Origin of the sequence: Longimicrobium sp., from assembly GCA_036387335.1 — a bacterium.
Taxonomy (GTDB): Bacteria; Gemmatimonadota; Gemmatimonadetes; order Longimicrobiales; family Longimicrobiaceae; genus Longimicrobium.
In genome coordinates this window covers 1-23,312 of sequence record DASVTZ010000178.1, presented here as the reverse complement: position 1 = coordinate 23,312, position 23,312 = coordinate 1, and the positions used below count along the sequence as shown (strand labels likewise).

The 23,312-nt window shown below is 69.5% G+C and carries 26 protein-coding genes; 17 read left to right on the top strand and 9 right to left on the bottom strand.

Features of this window, described 5'->3' with window-relative positions; genetic code table 11:
* Positions 1-143: 143 nt before the first annotated feature.
* On the bottom strand, positions 144-920 hold the full coding sequence (locus VF647_17555; GenBank protein ID HEX8453895.1) for a nucleotidyltransferase domain-containing protein: 777 nt from the start codon (positions 918-920) through the stop codon (positions 144-146).
* Between the two features lie 152 nt (positions 921-1,072).
* On the opposite strand from VF647_17555, the gene VF647_17550 reads away from it, so the two are divergent.
* From VF647_17550 to VF647_17480, 15 genes are all read left to right on the top strand, one after another.
* Positions 1,073-1,525, top strand: a complete 453-nt coding sequence (locus VF647_17550) for a hypothetical protein (GenBank protein HEX8453894.1) — start codon at positions 1,073-1,075, stop codon at positions 1,523-1,525.
* Positions 1,518-2,183, top strand: a complete 666-nt coding sequence (locus tag VF647_17545; GenBank protein HEX8453893.1) for a zf-TFIIB domain-containing protein — start codon at positions 1,518-1,520, stop codon at positions 2,181-2,183. The genes VF647_17550 and VF647_17545 overlap by 8 nt, the downstream gene beginning before the upstream one ends.
* 111 nt (positions 2,184-2,294) lie before the next feature.
* Positions 2,295-3,980 carry a methylmalonyl-CoA mutase family protein gene (locus VF647_17540; protein ID HEX8453892.1) on the top strand — a complete coding sequence of 562 codons (1,686 nt, stop codon included), beginning with the start codon at positions 2,295-2,297 and terminating at the stop codon, positions 3,978-3,980.
* A 12-nt stretch (positions 3,981-3,992) separates the two neighbouring features.
* The gene (locus VF647_17535) at positions 3,993-5,090 is read left to right on the top strand and encodes an ATP-binding protein (GenBank protein ID HEX8453891.1); all 1,098 of its coding nucleotides are present in this window, start codon (positions 3,993-3,995) and stop codon (positions 5,088-5,090) included.
* A 17-nt stretch (positions 5,091-5,107) separates the two neighbouring features.
* Complete coding sequence (locus VF647_17530) at positions 5,108-5,662, top strand: DUF3226 domain-containing protein (GenBank protein HEX8453890.1); 555 nt, start codon at positions 5,108-5,110, stop codon at positions 5,660-5,662.
* 202 nt (positions 5,663-5,864) lie between these two features.
* Complete coding sequence (locus tag VF647_17525) at positions 5,865-6,176, top strand: zinc ribbon domain-containing protein (GenBank protein ID HEX8453889.1); 312 nt, start codon at positions 5,865-5,867, stop codon at positions 6,174-6,176.
* Positions 6,177-6,321: 145 nt separating this feature from the next.
* Positions 6,322-7,248, top strand: a complete 927-nt coding sequence (locus tag VF647_17520) for a PfkB family carbohydrate kinase (GenBank protein ID HEX8453888.1) — start codon at positions 6,322-6,324, stop codon at positions 7,246-7,248.
* Positions 7,241-8,281, top strand: coding sequence for a phosphoribosylformylglycinamidine cyclo-ligase (gene purM, locus VF647_17515; protein ID HEX8453887.1), 1,041 nt, complete (start codon positions 7,241-7,243; stop codon positions 8,279-8,281). Before VF647_17520 ends, purM begins: the two co-directional genes overlap by 8 nt.
* A gap of 10 nt (positions 8,282-8,291) precedes the next feature.
* Entirely contained in the window at positions 8,292-9,350 is a 1,059-nt protein-coding gene (locus VF647_17510; protein HEX8453886.1) for a hypothetical protein, read from the top strand.
* A gap of 4 nt (positions 9,351-9,354) precedes the next feature.
* A complete protein-coding gene (gene ribD / locus VF647_17505; GenBank protein ID HEX8453885.1) occupies positions 9,355-10,434 on the top strand; it encodes a bifunctional diaminohydroxyphosphoribosylaminopyrimidine deaminase/5-amino-6-(5-phosphoribosylamino)uracil reductase RibD in 1,080 nt (359 codons plus the stop codon).
* Positions 10,435-10,442: 8 nt separating this feature from the next.
* Positions 10,443-11,090 carry a riboflavin synthase gene (locus VF647_17500; GenBank protein ID HEX8453884.1) on the top strand — a complete coding sequence of 216 codons (648 nt, stop codon included), beginning with the start codon at positions 10,443-10,445 and terminating at the stop codon, positions 11,088-11,090.
* 93 nt (positions 11,091-11,183) lie between these two features.
* Entirely contained in the window at positions 11,184-12,485 is a 1,302-nt protein-coding gene (locus tag VF647_17495) for a bifunctional 3,4-dihydroxy-2-butanone-4-phosphate synthase/GTP cyclohydrolase II (protein ID HEX8453883.1), read from the top strand.
* Positions 12,482-12,964 carry a 6,7-dimethyl-8-ribityllumazine synthase gene (gene ribE / locus VF647_17490; GenBank protein HEX8453882.1) on the top strand — a complete coding sequence of 161 codons (483 nt, stop codon included), beginning with the start codon at positions 12,482-12,484 and terminating at the stop codon, positions 12,962-12,964. The genes VF647_17495 and ribE overlap by 4 nt, the downstream gene beginning before the upstream one ends.
* The gene (gene nusB / locus VF647_17485) at positions 12,957-13,394 is read left to right on the top strand and encodes a transcription antitermination factor NusB (protein HEX8453881.1); all 438 of its coding nucleotides are present in this window, start codon (positions 12,957-12,959) and stop codon (positions 13,392-13,394) included. The genes ribE and nusB overlap by 8 nt, the downstream gene beginning before the upstream one ends.
* Positions 13,391-14,494 (top strand): glycosyltransferase family 4 protein, encoded by a 1,104-nt coding sequence (locus VF647_17480; GenBank protein ID HEX8453880.1) that lies wholly within the window; start codon positions 13,391-13,393, stop codon positions 14,492-14,494. Before nusB ends, VF647_17480 begins: the two co-directional genes overlap by 4 nt.
* A 187-nt stretch (positions 14,495-14,681) precedes the next feature.
* Here VF647_17480 and VF647_17475 read toward each other — a convergent pair whose 3' ends face one another.
* The 8 genes from VF647_17475 to dnaX form a co-directional block, all read right to left on the bottom strand.
* Positions 14,682-15,563, bottom strand: coding sequence for an alpha/beta hydrolase (locus tag VF647_17475; protein HEX8453879.1), 882 nt, complete (start codon positions 15,561-15,563; stop codon positions 14,682-14,684).
* Positions 15,560-16,219, bottom strand: coding sequence for a CDP-alcohol phosphatidyltransferase family protein (locus VF647_17470; GenBank protein HEX8453878.1), 660 nt, complete (start codon positions 16,217-16,219; stop codon positions 15,560-15,562). Before VF647_17470 ends, VF647_17475 begins: the two co-directional genes overlap by 4 nt.
* 7 nt (positions 16,220-16,226) lie before the next feature.
* Positions 16,227-16,805, bottom strand: a complete 579-nt coding sequence (locus VF647_17465; GenBank protein HEX8453877.1) for an ADP-ribosylation factor-like protein — start codon at positions 16,803-16,805, stop codon at positions 16,227-16,229.
* A gap of 12 nt (positions 16,806-16,817) precedes the next feature.
* Positions 16,818-17,321: a roadblock/LC7 domain-containing protein gene (locus tag VF647_17460; GenBank protein ID HEX8453876.1), complete on the bottom strand. Its 504-nt coding sequence runs from the start codon at positions 17,319-17,321 to the stop codon at positions 16,818-16,820.
* Positions 17,321-17,626 carry a hypothetical protein gene (locus tag VF647_17455; GenBank protein HEX8453875.1) on the bottom strand — a complete coding sequence of 102 codons (306 nt, stop codon included), beginning with the start codon at positions 17,624-17,626 and terminating at the stop codon, positions 17,321-17,323. The genes VF647_17460 and VF647_17455 overlap by 1 nt, the downstream gene beginning before the upstream one ends.
* 408 nt (positions 17,627-18,034) lie before the next feature.
* Complete coding sequence (recR, locus tag VF647_17450) at positions 18,035-18,622, bottom strand: recombination mediator RecR (protein HEX8453874.1); 588 nt, start codon at positions 18,620-18,622, stop codon at positions 18,035-18,037.
* Positions 18,623-18,629: 7 nt separating this feature from the next.
* Positions 18,630-18,950, bottom strand: coding sequence for a YbaB/EbfC family nucleoid-associated protein (locus VF647_17445; GenBank protein ID HEX8453873.1), 321 nt, complete (start codon positions 18,948-18,950; stop codon positions 18,630-18,632).
* Between the two features lie 73 nt (positions 18,951-19,023).
* On the bottom strand, positions 19,024-20,988 hold the full coding sequence (gene dnaX / locus VF647_17440) for a DNA polymerase III subunit gamma/tau (GenBank protein HEX8453872.1): 1,965 nt from the start codon (positions 20,986-20,988) through the stop codon (positions 19,024-19,026).
* A gap of 306 nt (positions 20,989-21,294) precedes the next feature.
* On the opposite strand from dnaX, the gene VF647_17435 reads away from it, so the two are divergent.
* Positions 21,295-22,662 carry a hypothetical protein gene (locus VF647_17435; protein ID HEX8453871.1) on the top strand — a complete coding sequence of 456 codons (1,368 nt, stop codon included), beginning with the start codon at positions 21,295-21,297 and terminating at the stop codon, positions 22,660-22,662.
* Between the two features lie 115 nt (positions 22,663-22,777).
* On the top strand, positions 22,778-23,312 hold a 535-nt coding region (locus tag VF647_17430; GenBank protein HEX8453870.1), incomplete at its 3' end, for a hypothetical protein.

Below are 23,312 nucleotides of genomic sequence, written 5' to 3'. Positions count from 1 at the left end.
CCCTCTCTCGATAACGGCGAGGGCGCAGCCCTCTCCTGTTATCGGGAGAGGGGGCAGCGAGGAACGAGCGGGGGTGAGGGCCAACCCCGGCTTGCAGCCCTGAGGGACGCCGAGCGGCTGAAGAGCTTCTTCGAGGCGTAGTGTCAGAAGCCCATGTAGCGCTCAAGTGCGCCGTTGCGGAGGGCTTCTTCGAGGCTGTGCGGCTCGGGGGCGGTTTCAGGAGCGCGTTCGCGTAAGTACGTCACCATCTCCCGCGCCAGCCGGGCGGCCGCGGCGGCGATCTCTGCGTCCGTCGCGGGGGCGAACCCGGCGCACGTCTCGAAGTCCTCCCGGTAGTGTTCCGGCGCGTTCGCGAGGCTCAACGCGGCCGCGAACGCTTCGAGCGGCGTCCGCACCACGACCTCGTCGTTGAAGGGCCGCAGGAGCGGCGGCGCGTACTCCGCCAGCAGCCGGGCGGCCCATCGAAGCTGGGGATGGTCCCGCCGCTCGGCCGCGCGCCTGATCTTCATGTGGAGCTCGACGAAATCCCCGAACTCCGGTGGGCCTCCCGGAAAGTGGAGGCTGGGATCAGCCCCCAGCACCTTGACCGCGGCCGGCGTGCTCCAGACGTACCTCTGCGGCTCGAGAACGGGGAACCCGAGCGACCAGGAAGCCGGCGCTTGCGGTACCGGCGGCGCGAGCAATTCCACCTCGATCGACACGTGGACCATTCGGCCCGCTGACGTGGGATAGAACCACGTGCGATATTCAACCCGAGGCTCGCCCGCGGTCCGTCCCGTCAGGTCGATGTCGCTGTACTCGTCGCCCTCGCCACGCGCGAAGCTTCCGCCGAGCAGCAGGGCCTGCAGCGCCGGCTCCTCCCTGCGGAGCCGCTCCACGACCCGGTCGAGCACGTCCTGCGGCGTGGGATACTCCGCCATTCTCCTCCTTGGGGTAAGATGTGTGGTCCGGGATCGCGGCGGCAGAATCCATTCCCATCAACCGGCGTTAACTTAGGGCGCTGGAACCAGGGCCCGCCTCACCCGTAGTCTCTTCGGTGCAACGTTCCACTCACCGGGACCCTCATCCCACGATGTCCAGAATCGGCGCGGCGATCGCTCTCGGAGTGCTGGCGATCATCATGTTCTTCGGGTTCCTCAACTCCAACGCCGCACTCGCGGCGCCCGCGACCCTCGGCGCGCTGCTGCTGACGGTGGGGCTTCCCGCGGCGGGCGCACTGCTGCTGGCGCGCGGGCACTACGCGGAGCGTGCGCGCCTCACCACGCGGAAGGAGCAGCTTCGGCGGCAGGGCACCGAGGCGGAGATCCTGCGGCTGGCGCGGGAGCACGGCGGCAGGCTGGCGGCCGTCGAAGTCGCCATCGAGCTCGGCACCTCGCCGGAGGAGGCCAAGGAGTGGCTGGACGCGATGGCGCTGCGCAACCAGGCTGAGGTGCAGATCACCGGCGACGGCGTGCTCGTCTACAGCTTCTACGACGTGCGCTACCTGGGCGGAAAGGAGTCCGCCAGGGACGTCCTCGATGCCTGAGCGCCCCCTTCGGCTGGAGTGCCCCGTCTGCCTGGGCGTGCGCCTGGCCACGAAGCGCATCGCCGACGACTCCCCGCTCGAGATCGACCACTGCCCGCGCTGCGGCGGCGTGTGGTTCGATCACGGCGAGGCGGACGAGCTGCAGCGCCTGGGCACCCCGCGGAAGCTGCGGACCCATGTTCCGCTCCTGCGCGGCCACCAGCGCATGGCGTGCCGTGGTTGCGAGGCCCGCATCCAGCGCGCCGCCGCCGTGTGCGACGGGTGCGGTCACAAGAACGTGATCGACTGCCCCGTGTGCGACCGTCCGATGGAGCGCGAGACCAGCACCGGCCTGCGCCTCGACGTCTGCCGCAGCTGCCGAGGCGCCTGGTTCGACAACGACCAGCTCCGCGCCATCTGGAGCTCGCAGCTCCCGGCGGTGAGTCAGCAGTCGCACGGCGTGGGCGTGTGGGACATCCCTTACATCGACCTCGACGGCGCGGACATCGGGAGCGGGTTGGAGCTGGGCAACGCGTTCGACGCGATCCCCGATGCGGCGGGAGGAGTCTTTGAGGGCGCCGTCTCGCTGATCGAGGCGGGTGCGGATGCGGCGGGTGCGGTGTTCGAGGTGATCGGCAGCATCCTGGAGTTCCTCTTCGGCCTCCTGGAAGGCCTGTAGCGGCGACGACGTGCACGGGTAGCAAATCCGCCTGTGGGCGTTATCTTTGCCCGTGCAGATCCAGAGGCGGGCGCGGTGCCCGCGGCGATCGAGACCTACGCGGCTCCCGAGATGAGCGATACACTGGCGGTCACCAACCTGGGCGAGGATTCGGGCACTCCGGACGGCGGCAAGGCGTCGTGGACGGAGCGCGCCGTCACGCCCGTGCTCGCGAAGCACGCCGAGCGCCGCGAGCGCTTCGAGTCGACCAGCGGCGTGGAGGTGGACCGCCTCTACACTCCCGAGGACACCGCCGGGCTCGACTACGACCGCGACCTCGGCTATCCGGGCGAGTTCCCGTTCACCCGCGGCATCCAGCCGACCATGTACCGCGGGCGCTTCTGGACGATGCGCCAGTACGCCGGCTTCGGCACGGCCGAGGAGACCAACGAGCGCTTCAAGCTCCTGTTGGCCGCGGGGCAGACGGGGCTCTCCACCGCCTTCGACCTCCCCACGCAGATGGGGTACGACTCCGACCACTCGATGGCTGCCGGCGAAGTCGGCCGCGTGGGCGTGGCGATCGACTCGCTCGCCGACATGCGCAAGCTGCTGGCGGACATCCCGCTGGACCGCGTGTCGGCCTCGATGACCATCAACGCGACGGCGTCCATCCTCCTGGCCTTCTACATCGCGGTGGCGGACGAGCGCGGCATCCCGCGAAACAAGATCTCGGGGACGATCCAGAACGACATCCTCAAGGAGTACATCGCGCGCGGCACCTACGTCTTTCCGGTGGAGCCGTCGCTGCGCCTGATCACCGACATCTTTGCGTTCTGCAACGCGGAGGTGCCCAGGTGGAACACCATCTCCATCAGCGGCTACCACATCCGCGAAGCCGGCTCGACCGCCGCGCAGGAGATCGCCTTCACCTTCGCGGACGGGCTGGAATACGTGCGCCGCGCGCAGGCGGCCGGGCTGGACGTCAACAAGTTCGCGCCGCGCCTCTCCTTCTTCTTCGCCTCGCACAATGACCTGTTCGAGGAAGTCGCCAAGTTCCGCGCGGCCCGCCGCCTCTGGGCGCGGCTGATGCGCGAGCGCTTCGGCGCGTCGGATGAGGCCGCCAAGCTCCGCTTCCACACCCAGACGGGCGGCGTCACGCTGCAGGCGCAGCAGCCGCTCAACAACGTGGTGCGCGTGACGGTGCAGGCGCTCGCGGCCCTCCTCGGCGGCACGCAGTCGCTGCACACCAACGGCTACGACGAGGCGCTCTCCCTCCCGACCGCCCAAGCTGCCACGCTGGCGCTCCGAACGCAGCAGGTGCTCGCCTTCGAGAGCGGCGCCGCGGACACGGTGGACCCGCTGGCCGGCTCGTACTTCGTGGAGTCGATGACCGACGCCGTGGAGGCCAAGGCGCGCGAGTACCTGGACAAGATCGAGGAGATGGGCGGCGCCGCGGCGGCGATCGACTACATGCAGGAGGAGATTCACCGCGCCGCCTACGACCACCAGATCGCCGTCGAGCGCGGCGACCGCGTGATCGTGGGCGTCAACCGCTTCCAGGCCGCCGAGGGTGATCCGGTGGACCTGGCCCAGCCCGACTTCACCGCCCTGGAGCGCGGCCAGCAGAAGCAGCTCGCCGAGCTCAAGTCTGGGCGCGACGCCGGCGAGGTCCGCGCGCGCCTGGAAGCGATCCGCGCCGCCGCCCGCGGCACCGACAACCTGATGCCCCACATCATCGACGCCGTCAAAGCCATGGTCACCCTCGGCGAGATCAGCGACGCGCTGCGCGCCGAGTGGGGCGTGCACCGGCCGGCGTGAGGCGCGCCGTCAATGGAGAACAACCTCCCGCTTCGCAGCTTTGAGATCGAAGGGTATCGCGCTATCCGCCACCTGCGGCTGCCTCAGTTGGAGCGGGTGAACCTCTTCGTTGGTTTCAACAACGCAGGCAAGACGTCATTGCTCGAAGGCTTGCGTCTATACGCGAACTCGATCTCGCTCACGTCGTTGTCGGAAATCATTCGTGAGCGATCCGGGCTCAGGTTGTCCACTCCCGCCATCGTTGACGATATAGCTCCGGTTGTAGCCGAGGCCACGATGGCGTTCGACGCGGTCACTTCACTCTTTCATGGAACGTACTCAGGTTCGACTGGGTCGATTCGCCTGGGGCCTACAGACGCGGCAAGCCACCAACTAGAGCTCACCCTGCCGTGGACTCTCAACAGGAGCGGGGACGGGGATTTTGTGCCGTCAGACGAAATTGTTGCGGAGCCTTCCACGCCGCTTGTACAGCTGAGACAGGGCGTGCAGAAGAAGGATTACTCGCTGGGCATGTTCCTTCGAGGGGCTATCCTGCGGCATCCTCAAGCACGCTCTCGCGCCGAGTTCATACCCGCGCAGGGACTTCGGATTGAGACACTCGCTGCGCTTTGGGAGCGCACTGCTGAGTCAGGTCACGCCAGCCTCGTGGAAGATGCGGTTCGTGTCATTGTGCCCGACCTTGAGCGCTGCTACCTGCTCGGGAGAGGAAAGGCGAGACGAATCCTGATGCAGATGCGTGGCGTGGCTCGCCCCGTTCCAATCACGAACATGGGAGACGGTACAAACCGGGTGTTCGGAATCGCACTCGCGCTTGTCGCTGCTCAAGGCGGGGTGCTGTTGATTGACGAAGTGGAGAACGGTCTCCACCACGCGGTACAGGCTGATGTCTGGAGCGCGATCTTCACCCTCGCGGAACGTCTTAGGGTGCAGGTGTTTGCCACCACACACAGTTGGGACGCGGTGGTTGGATTCCAGGCTGCGGCGAATCAGAGCAGCGCCCGGGGTCTGCTCTACCGCCTGGAGCGAGAGGCTGACGGGGAGATCTACGCCGAGCGCTATACCGAGGAGGAGGTGGCTGTCGCCGCCGATCAGCAGGTTGAAGTCCGCTGATGTCGCCCGGTTCCGGCGTGACCCGCACGGCTGGACTGCTGTGGGTCGAAGGCAAAGACGATAGCGCCGTAACTCAGAGTCTCTGCGCGGCGCATGAGCTTCCTAAGTTCAACGTTCAGGCGAAGAATGGGATCGACGAGATCCTCGACACGTTCTTTACGCGATTGAGGGCGCCTGGAGCGGACCGCTTCGGCGTCATAGTAGACGCGAACGGAAACGCGCAGGCTCGATGGGACTCGATCCGGCGCACTCTTGACGAAGAAGGGTATCGTGAGATCCCGGAGCGGCTGAACCCAAACGGGGTGATCGTCCCCAGGGTTCGCCACCGCCCGCTGTTCGGCGCCTGGATCATGCCCGATAATGCGTCTCCGGGGGCGCTGGAAGACTTCGCCGCAATGCTGGTTCCTGCAGGCGATCCGTTGTGGGTGCGGGCCGGCGAAGCGGTGGATTCCCAGAGCAAGATCGGCTATTTCCTGCTGGCCGCCGCTCCAAGGCGCACATGCACACGTGGCTCGCATGGCAGAAGTCGCCCGGCTCGCCGATGGGGCAGGCGATCGGCCAGCGTGCGCTGAACGCCCACGCGCCGGCGGCTCAGCGGTTCGTAGCGTGGCTGCGGCGGCTGATGGTGGATGAGGCGGAGGGCGATCGCGTGGGGTGAAACGCTTCATTGGAGCCGGCTTCGGTTGCCGGGCGGGGGGCGACGGTTTACCTTACGCGCGTTTTGCCGGGGCTCCGCAACGGGGTCCGTCCATCCGAGCAGGTCGATAGCGGCATATGCCAACGTACGAGTATCGCTGCCCGCAGTGCGGCAACGACTTCGAGAAGTTCCAGAAGATGTCCGAAGAGCCGGTGGCCGACTGCCCCGAGTGCGGAACGGCCTCCCAGCGGCGGCTTTCCGGCGGGGCGGGGCTCCTCTTCAAGGGGAGCGGCTTCTACATCACCGACTACCGCGGCGAGAGCTACAAGAAGGCGGCGGACGCGGACAAGGGCGGCTCGTCGTCGGGCGGGGAGTCCAAGGGCGAATCCAAGGGCGGCGGCGAGTCGAAGCCGGCGGCCGAGTCCAAGCCCGCGCCCAAGAGCGAGTAGGCGAAGCCCGCGCGGCGCCGGGCCGGGTGCGGAGCGCCGCGCCCGGCGCCCGTGCGCGCCCATCGCGCCACGCCCGTAGACAAGAGAACCGAAGCGGCCGCGCAGGCGCGCCGCTCCAACGAAACCTAACCGGACCCCTGAGCCCATGTCCCTTCTCGTCGTAGGAAGCGTCGCACTGGACACCGTGGAGACGCCCTTCGGCCGCGCGGAAGACGCGCTGGGCGGCTCGGCCACTTTCTTCTCGGCCGCGTCGTCGCTCTTTTCCCCCGTGCAGCTGGTGGGGGTCGTCGGCGACGACTACCCGGTGGACGCGCTCCGCTTCCTGGAGGAGCGCGGGGTGGACCTCGCCGGTGTGGAGCGCGCGCAGGGCGAGAGCTTCCGCTGGAGCGGCGTGTACAGCTTCGACCTGAGCTCGCGCGAGACGCTGGAGACGCGGCTGGGGGTGTTCGCCGACTTCGCGCCCAAGATCCCCGAAGGGTTCCGCGACACGGAGCTGGTCTTCCTGGGGAACATCGACCCCGAGCTGCAGATCAACGTGCTGGACCAGGTGCGGCGTCCGCGCTTCGTGGCGTGCGACACCATGAACCTGTGGATCGACATCAAGCGCGACCGCCTGCTGGACCTCCTCAAGCGCGTCGACCTGCTCCTGGTGAACGACGGGGAGGCGCGGCAGCTCTCCGGCGACTTCAACCTGGCGCGCGCCGCCCGCTGGATCATGGACCGCGGGCCGCGCTACCTGATCATCAAAAAGGGTGAGCACGGGGCGATCCTCTTCACCCCGAACGGCGTATTCTTCGCGCCGGGCTACCCGCTGGAGGAGGTGTTCGACCCCACCGGGGCCGGCGACGCCTTCGCGGGCGGCTTCATGGGTCACCTGGCGCGCTGCGGCACCACGCTCGACGACTCGGACCTGCGCCGCGCGGTGATCTATGGCTCGGTGCTGGGCTCGTTCGCGGTGGAGAAGTTCTCCGTGGAGCGCTTCAAGGACCTCACGATGGAGGAGATCGAGGAGCGCGCGCGGGCCTTCCGCGACATGACGGTGTTCGACCTTCCGGTGCCCGCGGGTGTCTGACACCGCCCCGGGGCTGTCGTACCGCGCCGCCGGCGGCGACATCGACGCGGCGGCGCACGCCATGAAGGGGGTGGCGGCGCTCGTGCGCTCCACCGCCACGCCGGACACGCTCTCGGAGCTCGGCTCCTTCGGCGGCCTCTTTCGCGTGCCGGCGGACGTGCGGCGGCCGGTGCTGGTGGCCAGCACCGATGGCGTGGGCACGAAGCTCAAGGTCGCCTTCACCACGGGCCGCCACGGCACGGTGGGCGAGGACCTCGTCAACCACTGCGTCAACGACATCCTGGTGCAGGGGGCGCGGCCGCTCTTCTTCCTCGACTACGTCGGCGTCGGACGGTTGGAGCCGGGCGTGGTGGAGGAGCTCGTGTCCGGCGTGGCGCGCGGGTGCCGCGAGAACGGGTGCGCGCTGCTCGGCGGCGAGACGGCGGAGATGCCGGACATGTACTCGCCCGGCGAGTACGACCTGGCGGGCACCATCGTGGGCGTGGTGGAGGAGGACCGCGTGCTCGACGGCCGCGCGATCCGTGCTGGCGACGTGATCGTGGCGCTCGCGTCCAACGGGCTGCACACCAACGGCTATTCGCTGGCGAGGCGTATCCTGTTCGACCGCATGGGGTTGGCGCCGGACGATGCGTTTCCGGATGAAGAAGGCAGCGTGGCCGACGTGCTGCTGCGCGTGCACCGCTCCTACCTGCGGCCGCTGACGCCTCTGCTGGAGCGCGGAGTCCTGCGCGGGCTGGCGCACATCACGGGCGGCGGGCTGACGGACAACGTGCCGCGCATCCTGCCCGAGGCAACGGCCGCGCGCATCCGCACGGCGTCGTGGGAGGTGCCGGCGGCGTTCCGCGTGCTGCAGCGCGAGGGCGGGGTGGAGCGCATGGAGATGTTCCGCGCTTTCAACATGGGCGTGGGGATGGTGGCCGTCGTCGCGGCGGAGGATGCCGACGAGGTGGCCGGCGCATTGAACGAGGCGGGCGAGGCGGCCTGGATCGCGGGGGAGATCGTCCCCGGCGAACGCAACGTGATACTGGAGTGATGGAGGTACGATGAAGCGCACCCTCGCGGCCGCCCTGGCGGTTGCTTTCGCCGCGCCGTTGGCGGCTCAGAACGACATCGACACGGTCTGCGGCGAGCAGTTCAGCGGCAACGCGACTCTGCGGAGCCGCTGCGCCGCGGTGGCGCAGGCGGTGGATGCGGCTCAGCCGCAGCTCGGCATCCTGATGGCGGGCGGCAACCCGACGCTGGGCACGGCCAGCACCGGCGGCGTGCGGCTGGGGCTTCTTCCCCGCGTGAGCGCGGGGCTGCGGCTGAACGTGGTGCTGGCGCACCTCCCCGACATCCGCGAGGAGAACTCGACGAGCGACGAGGTGGGGCTGGACGAGTTCACCTTTCCGGCGCCGGCCGTGGGCGGCAACGTGTCGATCGGCGTCTTCCCCGGCGTCAGCCTGGCGCCGATGGTGGGCGGCTTCGGTTCCATCGACCTGCTCGGGAGCGCCACCATCCTCCCCGTGTCGCTGGCGGGGGTGGAAGGGCTCGAAAAGAACCCGTTCTCCTGGGGCGCGGGGGCGCGGGTGGGGCTCCTGCGCGAGTCGTTCATCACGCCGGGCGTCTCGGTGTCCGTGATGTACCGCAAGATGGGCGACCTGCAGTTCGGCGACGTCTGCGAGGGGGAGGAAGCGCCGTTTCCGGGCGAGCCGAACGGGCGCGTGTGCACAGGCGGCCCCAACGACGACTTCGGCGAGATCGAGTTCGGACTGACGAACGTCAGCGCGCGCGCCGCGATCAGCAAGCGTGTCCTGGGGCTCGGCCTTACGGGGGGTGTGGGGTACGACCGTTTCGAAACGGACGGCAACATCGCCTTCCAGGGGCCGCCGCCACTCGCGTTCACGCCGACCACCATCTACCGGCTGAACGACGTCGCGGTGGACAACGACCGCTGGTCCGCCTTCCTGAACGGGTCGTTCACGCTGCTGGTCGGCTCCATCGTGGCCGAGGCGGGGTGGATGCAGGGACAGGATCCGATCGCCGGGTTCCCGGCGCAGAGCGACTTCGATCCGAAGCGGGGGACGTTCTTCGGCAGCCTCGGCGCGCGCCTGTCGCTCTGAGCGGATGAGCGACGACGCCCGCTGGATGGCGCGGGCCCTGGAGCTGGCGGGGCGCGGATGGGGGCGCGTGGCGCCGAACCCGCTGGTGGGCGCCGTCATCGTCCGCGACGGCGAGCGGGTGGGCGAGGGATGGCACACGGAGTACGGACGTCCCCACGCGGAGGTCGAGGCGCTCCGGGCCGCCGGCGAGGCGGCCTGGGGCGCCACCGCTTTCGTGACGCTGGAGCCGTGCAGCCACCACGGCAAGACGCCGCCCTGCACCGGTGCCCTCCTCGCCGCCGGCATCCGCCGCGTGGTGTTTGCCGCCGCCGATCCCAATCCGAAGGCCGCGGGCGGGGGCGAGGTGCTGCGCGCGGCGGGGGTGGAGGTGCTCGACGGGGTGATGGCGGAGGAGGCGCGCGACCAGAACGCCGTCTTCTTCCACACGCACTCGCCGGCGGGCGCGGAGCGGCCGTTCGTGGCGCTGAAGCTGGCGCTGACGCTGGACGGGCGCATCGCCGACCACGCGGGAAGCTCGGTGTGGATCACGGGAGAGGAAGCCCGCAACGAGGTGCACCGCCTGCGCGCCGGCTTCGACGCGGTGGCGGTGGGATCGGGCACGGCGCTCGCGGACGACCCCAAGCTCACCGTGCGCGGCGAGGTGGAGCCGCGGGTGCCGCCGGTGCGGGTGGTGTTCGACCGCCGACTGCGCCTGCCGCTGGAGAGCTCGCTCGTCACGACGGCCCGCGAGGTGCCGGTGATGGTGGTCGCCGGCACCGTTCCGCCCGCCGAGCACGCCGCGGGACTGGAGACCCGGGGCGTGCGGGTGCTGCGCGCCGGCAACGTGCACGATGGGCTGCGGGCGTTGCGCGATGCAGGCATCGGCTCGCTTTTCGTGGAGGGCGGCGCGACGCTGGCCAGCGAGATGCTGCGCGCGGGGGTGGTGGACCGTCTGTACCTGTTCTACGCGCCGCTCTTCCTGGGCCCGGGCGGCCTCGGCGCGTTCGCGGGGCTGGAGAACGCGGACATCGCGCGGGCGCACCGCTGGCGCCGGCTGGACACGCGGAGCTTCGGCGCGGACACGCTGATCACACTGGCGCGGTAATCGGGAAGATGTTCACCGGCATCATCGAAGAGATCGGCACCCTGACGGACGTGCGCGAGGACCGCGGCGGGCGCATCTTCCACATCGCCTGCGGGACGGTGCTGGAGGGGATGCGGCTGGGCGACAGCATCGCGGTGGACGGCGTCTGCCTGACCGCCACCGAGATCCGCCCCGACGGCTTCACCGTGGAGGCCGTGGGCACGACGCTCGGCCGCACCACGCTGGGCGGGTTCACGCGCGGGCGCCGCGTGAACCTGGAGCGGGCGATGGCGCTGGGCGCGCGGCTGGGCGGCCACATCGTGCAGGGTCACGTGGACGGCGTCGGCCGCGTCGCCTCCATCGAGCATCGCGGCGAGCTGGTGCTGATCGACTTCTCCCTGCCCGAGGACGTCGCGGCGGTGACGGTGCTGCACGGCTCCATCACTCTCAACGGCATCTCGCTGACCGTGAACGAGGTCCCCGCGCCGGGGGTGTGCCAGGTCTCCATCATCCCCCACACCTGGGACCACACCAACCTGGCCGACGTGCGCGTGGGCGACGAGGTGAACCTGGAGGGCGACACGATCGGGAAGTACGTTCGGCATCTGCTGGGCGCGCCCGCGGGCGGCGCGGCGGCGAACGTGCGGCGCGCATGGGGTTATGGAGAAGGTGCGTGAGTGCGTTAGTGCGTGAGTGCGTTTGTACAGCGCGATCGCTAACGCACTTCCGCACTAACGCACTAACGCACTTCTGTTCAAGGCTTTTCTGAGATGAGCTTCTCCCGCGTCGAAGACGCGATTCAGGACATACGCGACGGCAAGATGGTCATCGTGGCGGACGACGAGGACCGCGAGAACGAGGGCGACCTCGTGTGCGCGGCCTCGCTCGTGACGCCCGAGATCATCAACTTCATGGCCACGCACGCGCGCGGCCTCATCTGCCTGGCGCTGACGGCGGAAAGGGCGGACGAGCTGGACCTCCGCCAGATGACCGAGAACAACACGGAGGCGCTCACCACCGCCTTCACCGTGTCCGTCGATGCGGCGCACAAGTTCGGGGTGACGACGGGGATCAGCGCCAGCGACCGAGCCAAGACGATCCAGGTGTGCATGGACCCGGCGACCGTGCCCAGCGACCTGCGGCGGCCGGGGCACGTCTTTCCGCTTCGTGCACGCGCCGGCGGCGTGCTGCGGCGCGTGGGGCAGACCGAGGCGTCGGTGGACCTGGCGCGCCTGGCCGGCCTCCCGCCGGGCGGGGTGATCTGCGAGATCATGAACGAGGACGGCAGCATGGCGCGCCGTCCGGAGCTGGAGGAGTTCGCGGCGCTGCACGGGATGAAGTTCATCACCGTCGCGCAGATCGTGGCGTACCGGCTCAAGCGCGAGCGGCTGGTGCACCGCGCGGCCGAGGCCACCATCCCCACGCCCTACGGCGAGTGGCGGATGATCGCGTACCGCAACGACGTGGACCAGCACGAGCACGTCGCCATGATCAAGGGCGACGTGGAGGGAAGGGCGGGGACGCTGGTGCGGATGCACTCGGAGTGCCTCACGGGCGACGTCTTCCACTCGCTGCGCTGCGACTGCGGCGAGCAGCTGGACGCCGCCATGCAGCAGATCAGCGGCGAGGGGCACGGCGTGATCGTGTACCTGCGCCAGGAAGGGCGGGGGATCGGGCTGGTGAACAAGCTGCGCGCCTACAACCTGCAGGACCAGGGGCTGGACACGGTGGAAGCCAACGAGGCGCTCGGCTTCCGCCCGGACCTGCGCGACTACGGGATCGGCGCGCAGATCCTGCTGGACGTGGGGCTGACGTCGGTGCGCTTCCTGACCAACAACCCCAAGAAGATCGTGGGGCTGGACGGCTACGGCCTCTCCGTTGCGGAGCAGGTGCCGCTGGAGGTGAAGCCGAACCCGCACAACGCGGACTACCTGAACACCAAGCGCGACAAGATGGGCCACCTCTTCGCGCCCGACGAGGACGGGGAGCACCCGCCCGAAGACGGCGAGAAGCTCCCGCCCGACGAGGGCGAGGAGCCACCAATCCTCGGCCAGGACGAACAGCCGGCATGAAAGAGCATCAGGGGCACCTCAGGGCAGACGGGCGGCGCTTCGGGATCGTCGTGGCCCGCTTCAACGAGCTGATCACGCGGCCGCTGCTGGCCGGCGCCCGCGACTGCCTGGTGAGGCACGGCGCGTCGGACGACGACATCGAGGTGGCGTGGGTCCCCGGCGCGTGGGAGATCCCCACCGCGCTCGACCGGCTGGCGCGCACGGGGAGGTTCGACGCCCTGATCGCCCTTGGCTGCGTGATCCGCGGCGCCACGCCCCACTTCGACTACGTGGCGGGGCACGCGGCCAGCGGCACCGGGGCCGTCGCGCAGCAGCACGGGATGCCGGTGATCAACGGCGTGCTGACCACCGACACCATCGAGCAGGCGATCGAGCGGGCGGGCACCAAGGCGGGGAACAAGGGTTGGGACGCGGCGGCGGCGGCCATCGAGATGGCGGACCTCTTCGCACGGCTGGACGCGGAGGACGCCGGTGCGTAACCGCAGCCGCGCACGCGGCTGGGCGCTGCAGGCGCTGTACGCCTGGGAAGCCCGCGGCGCCATCCCCGAAGAGATGATGCGGGTGCTGGTGGAGCTCTTCTCCACCCTCAACGTGTCGGCGCAGAACCGGCCGTACGCGGAGGTGCTGGTGCGGCTCGTGTCCAGCAACCTGCGCCGCGTGGACGGGCTGGTGGAGGACTCGCTCACCAACTGGCGGATGGGCCGCCTCTCGGTGATCGACCGCAACATCCTGCGCCTGGGCGTGGCGGAGATGCTCTTCGTGGACGACGTGGCGCCGCGCATCACCATCCGCGAGATGGTGATGCTGGCGGAGAAGTACGGGACGCACGAGAGCCCGCGCTTCGTGAACGGCGTGCTGGACGCGGTGATGCGCCGCGTGGCCCCGGAGGAGGGGAGCGCCCCCCGGTGAAGCTGCTGGTGCTCAACTGGCAGGACCGCACCAACCCGCAGGCCGGCGGGGCCGAGGTGCACCTCCACGAGATCTTTGGACGCCTGGCGGCACGCGGTCACCGCGTGTCGCTTCTGGCGTCCGGCTACGACGGCGCGCCCGCCCGCGAGGTGATCGACGGGATCGACGTGCACCGCGTGGGCGGGCGCCACTCGTACACGCTGGCGGCGCGCCCCTACTACCTGCGCCACCTGGCGAACGAGGGGTGGGACGTGGTGGTGGAGGACCTCAACAAGGTGCCCCTCTACACGCCCCTCTGGGTGCGCCGCCCGCTCGTCCTCCTCGTCCACCACCTGTTCGGCTCCACCGCGTTCCGCGAGGCGTCGGTCCCCTTCGCGGCGGCCACCTGGCTGATGGAGCGCCCCATTGCGCGCGTCTACCGCGGCGTCCCCGTGCAGGCCGTCTCCGAGAGCACCGCCGACGACCTCGCCGCCCGCGGCCTCCCGCGCGAAAACATGCGCATCATCCACAACGGCGTGGACGTGCAGTTCTTCTCGCCCGACCCGGCCGTGGGGCGCACGCTGCGGCCGACGTTCCTGTACGTGGGCCGCCTCAAGCGCTACAAGCGGATCGACCACGCGATCCAGGCCGTTGCCCGCGTCCCTCTCGCGCGCCTGGTGATCGCCGGCCGCGGCGACGACGAGCCCCGCCTGCGCGCCGAGGTGGAGCGGCTGGGATTGGGAGACCGCGTGGAGTTCGCCGGCTTCGTGACGGAGGAGCGCAAGCGCGAGCTGCTGCGGAGCTGCTGGGCGAACGTGCTCGCCTCGCCCAAGGAGGGGTGGGGAATCACCAACATGGAGGCCGCCGCCTGCGGCACCCCCTCCGTCGCCAGCGACTCGCCCGGGCTGCGCGAGTCGGTGGTGCACGAGCAGACCGGCCTCCTGTACCCGCACGGCGACATCGGCGCCCTCGCCGCCGCCCTCGCGCGCCTGGTACGCGACCCCGCGGAGGTCGCGCGTCTGGGCGCGGGCGCGCTGGAGTTCGCGCAGGGGTTTACGTGGGACCGCGCGGCGGAGCGGACGGAGGAGGCCCTCACCCCCCCGGCCCCCCTCTCCCGATAACAGGAGAGGCTGGCGCCTCTGTTATCGAGAGAGGGGGGAGGCGCTCGCGGGGATCTATGTGGGACGCGGAAAATCCCTGGTAGGGGCAGCCCCGCGTGGCCGCCCGTGCCCGCCCCGGCACCACCCTCCGCCCCGCTGGCCGACAAACTCCCCCCTCTCTCGATAACAGAGGCGCCAGCCTCTCCTGTTATCGGGAGAGGGGGGTTGGGGGGGTGAGGGCCCCCTCCACCCACCCCACCACGTCGCCGATGGGCCGCGCGCGGTCGGCTTCGTTGAGCACCTCGTGGCGCATCTCGGGGTAGTGGCGGATGGTGACGTCGCCGGGGAGCGATTCGGCGAAGCGCGTGACGGCGGCGGAGTCCACGATCTGGTCGTCGCCGGGGATCAGGACGAGCGTCGGGGGGTCGCGCAGGACGGAGCACTCGGCGAAGGCGGCTACGGTGGCCGCCTGGAGCTCGGTGTAGAGGCGCGGTGTGACGCGGCTGTGGACGAGCGGGTCGTCGTGGTACGAGCGGACGTACGCCTCGTCGGTGGAGAGCTTCTCCGGGTGCACGCCGCTGGTGAAGGGGAGCTTCGGCAGCCAGCGCGAAAGGAAGCCGGAGATGGCGAGCTTCCACGCGGGCGCCTTGATCGCGACGCCCAGCAGCGGCGCGGAGAGGATCACGCCTCGCACCCCCGTTTCGCGGTGCGCCTGGAGCCAGCGGATCACGATCAGCCCGCCCAGCGAGTGCCCCAGCACGAAGACGGGGAGACCGGCGGGGAGCTTCTTGGCGACGGCGGAGCGGAAGGCTTCGAAGTCTTCGGCGAAGCGGGAGAAGCGATCGACGTGGCCGCGCTGTCCGGAGGATCGCCCATGCCCGCGGTGATCGAGGGCGGCCATGGTGATGCCGCGCTCCACCAGGGCGGCGGCGAAGGGGGCGTAGCGGCCGGAGTGCTCTCCCAGCCCGTGCGACAGGAGGAGGACGGCGCGCGGGCGGGCGGCGGCCCAGGTCAGGTAGTGGATGCGGATGCCATCCGCCGCGCGGACCGAGGCGGATACGGCGGCGGGGGGGAGCCCCGCCGGGGTCACGGAGCCTCCCTCCGCGACAGGTTCAGCGTGCGGAATGTGTTCAGGTACACGCCCAGCGAGTACACCGTCAGGATCACCGCGATGGCCAGCGTCACGATGGCGAACCAGCGGTGGAAGGGCACCCACATCCCGTCCCAGCTCGGCATCCCGATCCACCCCTTCTCGCGCGCGGCGGAGTGCAGGGCGTACCAGAAGATCGCCGCGCCCACGAAGATGTTCTGGAAGACGGCCTTCAGCTTCCCCGCGTTCCCCGCCGCCAGCACTACGCCGCGCCTGGCCGCGAAGCCCCGGAAGACGGTGATGAAGAGCTCGCGCCCAAAGATCACCACCAGCACCCACACCGGCAGCACGCGGCCGAACCAGGGGAAGGGCGTCGCGGGCTCCCAGCCGTGCGAGAGCAGGTAGAACGGCAGAAAGGTGGCGGCCAGCAGGAGCTTGTCCGCCAGCGGGTCCATCAGCTTGCCGAAGTCCGTGATCAGGTTGCGGGAGCGGGCCAGGTGCCCATCCCACAGGTCCGAGAAGGCGGCGGCCAGGAAGACGATGAAGGCCGCGAGCCGCATCGCGAACCCGTCGTACATGATCATCGGCCCCACCACCAGCGCCAGGGCGATGCGGCCGATCGTGATCGAGTTGGGGAGGTTCAGCGTGCCGCTCATCGGACCCTCAGCTGAGGGACTTGATGACCAGCTTGCTGACCGCCTTCAGCGTGTCGAACACACCGATCCCGCGCACCCCCACCGCCTCGTAGTACGGCACCATCTGGGGGTTCAGCTGCTCCTGTAGCTCCTGGATCGACGAGATGTTGGGGAGGTCGCGCTTGTTGTACTGGATGACGAACGGGATCTCCCGCAGGTCCAGCCCGTACTCCGAGAGGTTGTCGTAGAGGTTGTGCATCGACTCCACGTTCGCGTCCAGCCGCTCCACCTGGCTGTCGCCCACGAACACCACCCCGTCCACCCCCTTCAGGATCAGCTTGCGCGAGGCGTTGTAGTACACCTGCCCCGGCACCGTATAGAGATGGAAGCGCGTCTTGAAGCCGCGGATGCTCCCCAGATCCACCGGCAGGAAGTCGAAGAAGAGGGTGCGCTCCGTCTCCGTGGCCAGCGAGATCAGCTTGCCGCGGGTGTTGGGCGCCACCTTTTCGAAGATGTACTCCAGATTGGTGGTCTTGCCGCACAGCCCGGGGCCGTAATAGACGATCTTGCAGTTGATCTCGCGCGAGGCGTAATTGATCATCGACATGGGGCCGCCTCCTTACAGGTCGCCGAAGAGACGGTCGATCTCGTCTTCCGCCTCGTCGGTGAAGCCTGCCTCCATGTGCACGGCTGCCGCCGCCGTGCCGCTCCGCGCGAAGATCTCGTGGAACACCTCGCTCAGCTCGCGCACCACTCCCTTCACCTTGATACGGATCATCCCCAGCGTGGTGCGGTTGTCGAAGAGGACCACCAGGATCACGCGCCGGGCGACGTCCGCCAGGTACATGGACTCGCGCTCGCCCTGGTGGAAGAGCGACGAGAACTCCGTCTCGCCGATCATGGTGGCGAGCTGGTCGTTGGCCGCGAAGTCCGCCGCCGCCAGCGATGCGAACGCCACCGAGTCGAACTCCGGCTTCTCGCCCGACGTGGTCACCAGCTGCCCCGCGCGGTCCACCAGGAGCGCGCAGCGCGCGTTGGAATCGTACAGGAACGACTGCAGCATCCGGTCGATGCGGTGGAAATCGGCTTCCGCAAGGGACCAGCTCGACGACCCAACCGCCATCACGCGACCTCCGACCGGGCGGAAAGGGATTCCTCGAGCTGCGCCAGCACCGCCGTGGCCCGCCGCCGCAGCAGCGGGCGCGGCTCCCACGCCAGGTAGTCGCGCAGGAGCAGGATCGTGTTCACCGACGCCGTCTCGGTGCCGATGTACTCGAGCGCGGCCAGGCGGCGGAGCGGGTGCGGGGAGAAGAGGTCGCGGCGGTGGCGGCTGATCTGGTCGCGGACCAGGATTACGCCCACGGCCGCGGCCGCGGCTACGGCCAGCAGGGTGACGGCCGTGGTCTGGAGGATGCGCTTGCTTGCCATGGGCCCGGTGAGGTCTGTGCGGCGAGCCGGCGTCCCGGCCCGGCGACAAAGTAAGGGGCGGCGTTGAAAAGCGAAACTCCGTCCCTGGGCGCGGTTCCATGCGAAAGGCGCGCCGCGGGGAGTGGGGTGCGGGAAGACGGCGTGTAGTGGGCGGAGGGCGTTCGTTTTGGCCTCACGCGGAGGCGCGGAGACGCTGAGAGAACCGCAACTGCGGCCTCACACAGAGACCACAGAGGGCACAGAAAGAACCGCGGGAGGTGTTCTCTGTGGCTTTTCTGGATAGTGGAAAGAAATGAGGCGGCACCATGACCCGGCGCCGCCCGCGATACCCGCGACAGAGGCATGAATTCTCCCCCTCTCCCGCCCTGCGCCCCCGCAGGCGGGGGAGGGCGCCGGGAGGAGGGGGCGCTACAACTCCCGCCTTCCGTTCAGCGCCTCCGCGATCGTCACGCCGTCCGCGTATTCCAGGTCGCCGCCGACGGGGAGGCCGCGGGCGATGCGGGTGACGCGGACGCCGAGGGGGGCGATCAGCTTGTTGAGGTAGAGGGCCGTGGCCTCGCCCTCGACGCTCGGGTTGGTGGCGAGGACGACTTCGCGCACGACGCCGGCGCCCACGCGGGTGAGGAGCGGGGAGACGTTCAGCTCCGCCGGGCCCACGCCGTCGAGCGGGGAGAGGCGGCCGCCGAGGACGTGGTAGACGCCGCGGTACTCGCCGGTCCGCTCGATGGCCATGATGTCGCTGGCCTCCTCCACCACGCACAGGGTGGAGCCGTCGCGGCGGGTGCTGCGGCAGATCTCGCAGGGGCTCTGCTCGGTGAGGTTGCCGCACTCCGTGCAGGAGCGCACACGCTCGCGGACCGTCTGGATGGCGCGCGACAGCTTGCGCGCCTCGTCCTCGGGCGCCTTCAGCAGGTGGAAGGCGAGCCGCAGCGCCGTCTTCCTGCCGATTCCGGGAAGGCGCGCAAGCTCGCCCACCAGCTCGTCGATGGCGGACAATCGCCCCTCAGGTGCCCGGGAAGGGGAACGGCAGCGACAGGCCGCCCGAGACGCGGCGCATCTCGTCGTCGTACAGTTCCTGCGCGCGCGTCTGCGCCTCGCTCACGGCGGCGAGCACCAGGTCCTCCAGCATCTCCACGTCGCCCGCCTGCACCACGGTGGGGTCGATCTTGATGGCGCGGATGCGGCCGCGTCCGTCCGCCGTGGCGGTCACCATTCCGCCGCCGCTGGAGGTGGACACGGTCTTCTGCGCCAGCTCCGTCTGGAGCTGCGTGATGCGGGCCTGCACCTGCTGGCCCATCTCGAGGATCTGCTGGAAGTTGGTCATCTCACCATCATCGGGTGGAGAAAAAGATGCGAGCGCATTCCGAATTCCCGCCGGGCGGGCTCGGAACGCGCGTTCATTCGACGAGCTCGAGGTCCCACGCTTGTACCGCCGCCGCAAGGGTCGGTTCCCCCTCCGCGAGCCGCCGCAGCCGGTCCTTTTTGGCGCTCTCGGCGGTGATGCGGCTGCCCCCCGATTCCTCCACCGCGGCCGTCTGACCCACGCTGAACACGAGCTTCACCTCGGCGCCGCCCATCCTGCGCGAAACGGCCTCCTCCAGTGGCTTGCGCGACGCGGCGCTCCCCATCCGCTCCAGCACCGGCGAGTCCGGGGGGAACTCCACTCGCACCTGGTTCCCGTGCACCGTGAAGCGGGCGGCGCGCAGGAAGAGGCTCATCCCGCCCGGAACGCCGTCTCCCTCCTGCAGCATCGATGCCCAGGCCCGCCTCACCCGCGCCGGGTCCAGCTCCGCGGTCCCCGGCTCCGGGATGGCGACCGGCTCCAGGTTGTACGCGGACGGCGACGGCCCGCGCCCCTCGTCCGGCAGCGGGATCGGCGGGAGGTCCATCTCATCGTGGTGCCCGTTCGCCGACGCGGTCGCCGCCGCCGCGGCGCCGCGCTCCCAGGGCGGCACGGCCCGCTCGCGCACGGCCGGGCGCTCCGCCGGGGCGGGCGCGGGTGGCGTGTAGGCCGGCGTCTGCATCACGGGCGCAGGCGCGGGCGCTGGCTCGGGTGCACGCGGCGCGGGTGCCGGCGGGACGTACGCGACGGGCTCGGGCGCGGGCGGCGGCGGAGCGGGGGCGGGCGGTGGCGCTACGGGGGCGGAGGGGCGGGCGGCGGGCTCAGTGGCCGGCCGCCCGCCCTGGACGTTTCCCCGGGACGTGCCTCCCGCCGGGGCGCCGCCAAGCGCGGCCAGCACGTCCTCCAGCACCACCGTGCTCTCCAGGTACGAGAACCTCAGCAGGAGGAGCTCGATCAGGATCCGCTGCTCCCCGCTCTTCCGGAAGCGCCCGTCCGCGTCCAGCTCCGCCACCTGCGACAGCATGCGCAGCAGGTCGCCGGGGGAGAAGCGGCCCGCCATCTCGCGCACCGCCTCGCGCTGGTACTGCGGCACCGACTCCGCCTCGCCGCCGCCCAGCCGGGTGATCAGCAGGGCGCGGAGGAAGTCGGCCAGGCCGCGGTAGAACTCGGCCAGGTCGTACCCCTCGTCCAGCATCCGCCCCACGAAGCGGAAGACGTCGGCGGACCTGCGCTCGGCGATGATGCCGAACAGCTCCAGGTACACCTCGGTCCCCACCAGCCCCAGCACGCGCCGCACGTCCTCGGCGGTCGGCGTCCCCTCGGTGAAGGAGAGCACCTGGTCCAGTAGCGAGAGCCCGTCGCGCATCCCGCCGTCGGCCTTCTGCGCGATGGGAAGGAGCACGTCGTCGCCCGCCGTGAGCCCCTCCGCGTCCAGCACCTCGCGCAGGCGCCCCACGAGGTCGGACGTGGCGATGCGGTGAAAGTCGAAGCGCTGGCAGCGCGAGAGGATGGGCGGCGCGGCCTGCTGGATCTTTTGCGGCTCGGTGGTGGCGAAGACGAAGATGACGCGCGGGGGCGGCTCCTCCAGGATCTTGAGGAGCGCGTTCCACGCCTCGCGCGTGAGCATGTGCGCTTCGTCTATGATGTAGATCTTGTGGCGATCCTCGGCCGGGGCGTACATCGCGCGGTCGCGGAGGTCGCGCGCGTCGTCCACGCCGCGGTTGGAGGCCGCGTCGATCTCCACCACGTCCAGCGAGGTGCGCCCGGCCCAGATCCGCACGCACGAGTCGCACACGCCGCACGGCTCGCCGTCTTCCCCTCGATTCGGGCAGTTGAGCGCCATGGCGAGGACGCGGGCGAGCGTCGTCTTCCCCACCCCGCGCGGTCCGCAGAAGAGGTACGCGTGCGCCACGCGATCCTTCTGCACGGCGGAGCGCAGCGTTTCGGAGACGTGCTCCTGCGTCGCCACTTCGCGGAAGTGGCGGGGCCGGTAGGTACGGGCGAGTGCGGTGCGTGACACGAGCGGCCTGGACTTCGAGTGCGGAGAGGCGGCCGGACGCGGCCGCGGGGGAATATACCGCGACGGGGGGCGGTGGTTCAACGGAGAAGTATTAAATGCTGTGCTCCCTCTGCGTTACGGTAATTCCGGAGCATCGTTCACGAACGGCTGAACCTTCACGGAGGCCCAGGGGCTGTGTCAGAGCGACGCGGAACAGGATGATGCGCGCATGTATACATCCGCCACGAGAGCGGGCTCTGGCGGGGAGCGCAGGTAATCGATTAAGGTTGTATTCCGACATTTTCCCTGGACCCGGGATTGGAGCTCATGCCGCACGCACTCAACGCGGAACCCATCCATAGCGCTGCGTGGAACTGGGAAATTCAGTCCATGTTGGGAGATCGGTCCGTCCTCCACCCGGCGCAGATATTATGGACCACCGATAACATACGAGCACTTCGTGACCACCTCGCTCGAGAGGGCGAACGGCGCACACCTGAATTCCTGAACGATCTGCGCCGCCGATTGGACGGTGCGCCTGCGCACTTGACCCAACTCGCGGCTGAAGTACTCTGGTTGATGCTTCTGTTCGACCGCGCTCTCACGGCGGAGGCGAAGCGCTCGATGGTGGCGACGATCTCGGCGTGGTCGGGAGAGCAGCTCGTTGATGGTCGCTGGGCTTCGGACCTTGGCTACGGCGCCGCGGATCTCTGGACGAACGAAGCGGACTTGCTGGGCGAGATGATCCACCTGCTCGATCTCGCTCGTGAACTCAAGAGGGATATCCACAACAGGGCGGCAGTCGGGGGATCGTATGCGATCATCTTGGATCACGCCGCTGGCACCGAGCAGCACTGTATGCGGCACGTGCTCCTTCATCTCCTCTTTCCAGAGTCCTACGAACCGATTCCATCGCTGCAGGAAAAATGGGCTATCGCTGAAACATTCGCCGAGTTGATCGGGACTGGGGAGCCGACCGATGAGTGGTATACTCCACTCAACGAGATCGACGCCCGGCTGCGGATCATCCGCAGTAGGCTTGCAGAAGGTTCGCCGGACCGTCTGGTCGATTTCTACTCGCCGGAATTACGGGCACGCTGGTCGACTCGAGTGCCTCATGTGCCGCCGCGCCTCGTTCCACTACCCGACGGGTGGCCTGAACTTTCCGAACCCGTTCGACATGCCATCACGTACGCTGCGCATCTGTCGCTCGGGCGTTTTCATCCCGCACTTCTGTTCTGGAGCTTTCTGGACATAGCCAAGCACCGCGACGAGCGTGGGAGTGCAGCTTGTCTACGCAGCGTCGTGGATCTGCATCGGTGGACATCCGAGTTGCCGCTGGTCTTCGCGGGGCTGGTCACGCACTCGTCGCCTGACCAGTCTCATTTCAGTCCGAATACGGCGGCCTGTGCTGGGCCGAGTTCAAGCGTGAACGCCGCTCTATCTTCGGCAGCCACTCTACGCGACAGCGTGAGCCGTGATTCCGAGCCGGGAGAGGTTTCTGCCCGCCACGTGCTTGGCGCGCTCCTCTGGACGCGGAATCCGGCGAACGCGATCGATCAGCTGCAGAGTGTAGGGTTCCAGATCGACATGCTCGTGGAGGCTCTCATCCGCTATGTCGAGGAGTTCGTGCCCTCCGAGGATCCTGCGCGCTGGGAGACGGTTCTTGGGCTCGACATCGCGAAGCTGGCATAGGTCCGCCGCCAAGCTTCACTCCGACTCGGAACGGCTCTTGCGCGCCATCCCGCCGGTCCGAATCGGGGGCGCGGGAGGACCGGGCCCTACCTGCACCGCGAACGGAGGTAGACGGATGGGCGGATACGATCGGGGGTTCCGTGGACGCGGGTTCGGGCGCGGCATCGACCGCAACAGCTACGACTACCAGTACGGCGCCAACCCCGAGGCGTATCGGCCTACCGGGCGCGGCGGGATGGGCGGACAGCCGTTCGGCGGGCAGAGCTTCGCCGGGGACGAGGTCGGGTCGAATGCCGGCGAGTTCGGACAGGGGGGCGGGTACTACTCCGGAGGGCGGGGAGGGTACGGCGGCGCGTACTCGGGTCCGGAGTACGGCGGGGGGTACGGAGGGTACTCGGGCGGCCAGGGGTACGGCGGCGGGTACGGGCAGGGCTTCGGCGGCGGCACCTTCATCGGTGCGGAGGGTGGCGCGAGCGCGGGGTACGGGCACGCCGACGACGACCTCGCGGGGCAGGACGAGCGCTTCCAGGGCGGCTACTCCGGCGGCTTCGGGTCCGAGTTCAGCCGCCAGGGGTACGCGCAGAGATTCACGCCGCAGGGCTACGACCAGCAGTTCAGGCGCGGGTTCGCACGGGGCCCGCGCGGGTATG

Coding starts and splice junctions, on each gene's coding strand:
- VF647_17455 (HEX8453875.1), bottom strand. CDS start 17,626: ATGGCAAGCAAGCGCATCCTCCAGACCACGGCCGTCACCCTGCTGGCC.
- ribD (HEX8453885.1), top strand. CDS start 9,355: ATGAGCGACGACGCCCGCTGGATGGCGCGGGCCCTGGAGCTGGCGGGG.
- VF647_17460 (HEX8453876.1), bottom strand. CDS start 17,321: ATGGCGGTTGGGTCGTCGAGCTGGTCCCTTGCGGAAGCCGATTTCCAC.
- VF647_17555 (HEX8453895.1), bottom strand. CDS start 920: ATGGCGGAGTATCCCACGCCGCAGGACGTGCTCGACCGGGTCGTGGAG.
- VF647_17465 (HEX8453877.1), bottom strand. CDS start 16,805: ATGTCGATGATCAATTACGCCTCGCGCGAGATCAACTGCAAGATCGTC.
- VF647_17495 (HEX8453883.1), top strand. CDS start 11,184: ATGAGCTTCTCCCGCGTCGAAGACGCGATTCAGGACATACGCGACGGC.
- ribE (HEX8453882.1), top strand. CDS start 12,482: ATGAAAGAGCATCAGGGGCACCTCAGGGCAGACGGGCGGCGCTTCGGG.
- VF647_17500 (HEX8453884.1), top strand. CDS start 10,443: ATGTTCACCGGCATCATCGAAGAGATCGGCACCCTGACGGACGTGCGC.
- VF647_17470 (HEX8453878.1), bottom strand. CDS start 16,219: ATGAGCGGCACGCTGAACCTCCCCAACTCGATCACGATCGGCCGCATC.
- VF647_17550 (HEX8453894.1), top strand. CDS start 1,073: ATGTCCAGAATCGGCGCGGCGATCGCTCTCGGAGTGCTGGCGATCATC.
- VF647_17525 (HEX8453889.1), top strand. CDS start 5,865: ATGCCAACGTACGAGTATCGCTGCCCGCAGTGCGGCAACGACTTCGAG.
- VF647_17510 (HEX8453886.1), top strand. CDS start 8,292: ATGAAGCGCACCCTCGCGGCCGCCCTGGCGGTTGCTTTCGCCGCGCCG.
- VF647_17535 (HEX8453891.1), top strand. CDS start 3,993: ATGGAGAACAACCTCCCGCTTCGCAGCTTTGAGATCGAAGGGTATCGC.
- VF647_17540 (HEX8453892.1), top strand. CDS start 2,295: ATGAGCGATACACTGGCGGTCACCAACCTGGGCGAGGATTCGGGCACT.
- VF647_17445 (HEX8453873.1), bottom strand. CDS start 18,950: ATGACCAACTTCCAGCAGATCCTCGAGATGGGCCAGCAGGTGCAGGCC.
- VF647_17545 (HEX8453893.1), top strand. CDS start 1,518: ATGCCTGAGCGCCCCCTTCGGCTGGAGTGCCCCGTCTGCCTGGGCGTG.
- VF647_17435 (HEX8453871.1), top strand. CDS start 21,295: ATGCCGCACGCACTCAACGCGGAACCCATCCATAGCGCTGCGTGGAAC.
- VF647_17520 (HEX8453888.1), top strand. CDS start 6,322: ATGTCCCTTCTCGTCGTAGGAAGCGTCGCACTGGACACCGTGGAGACG.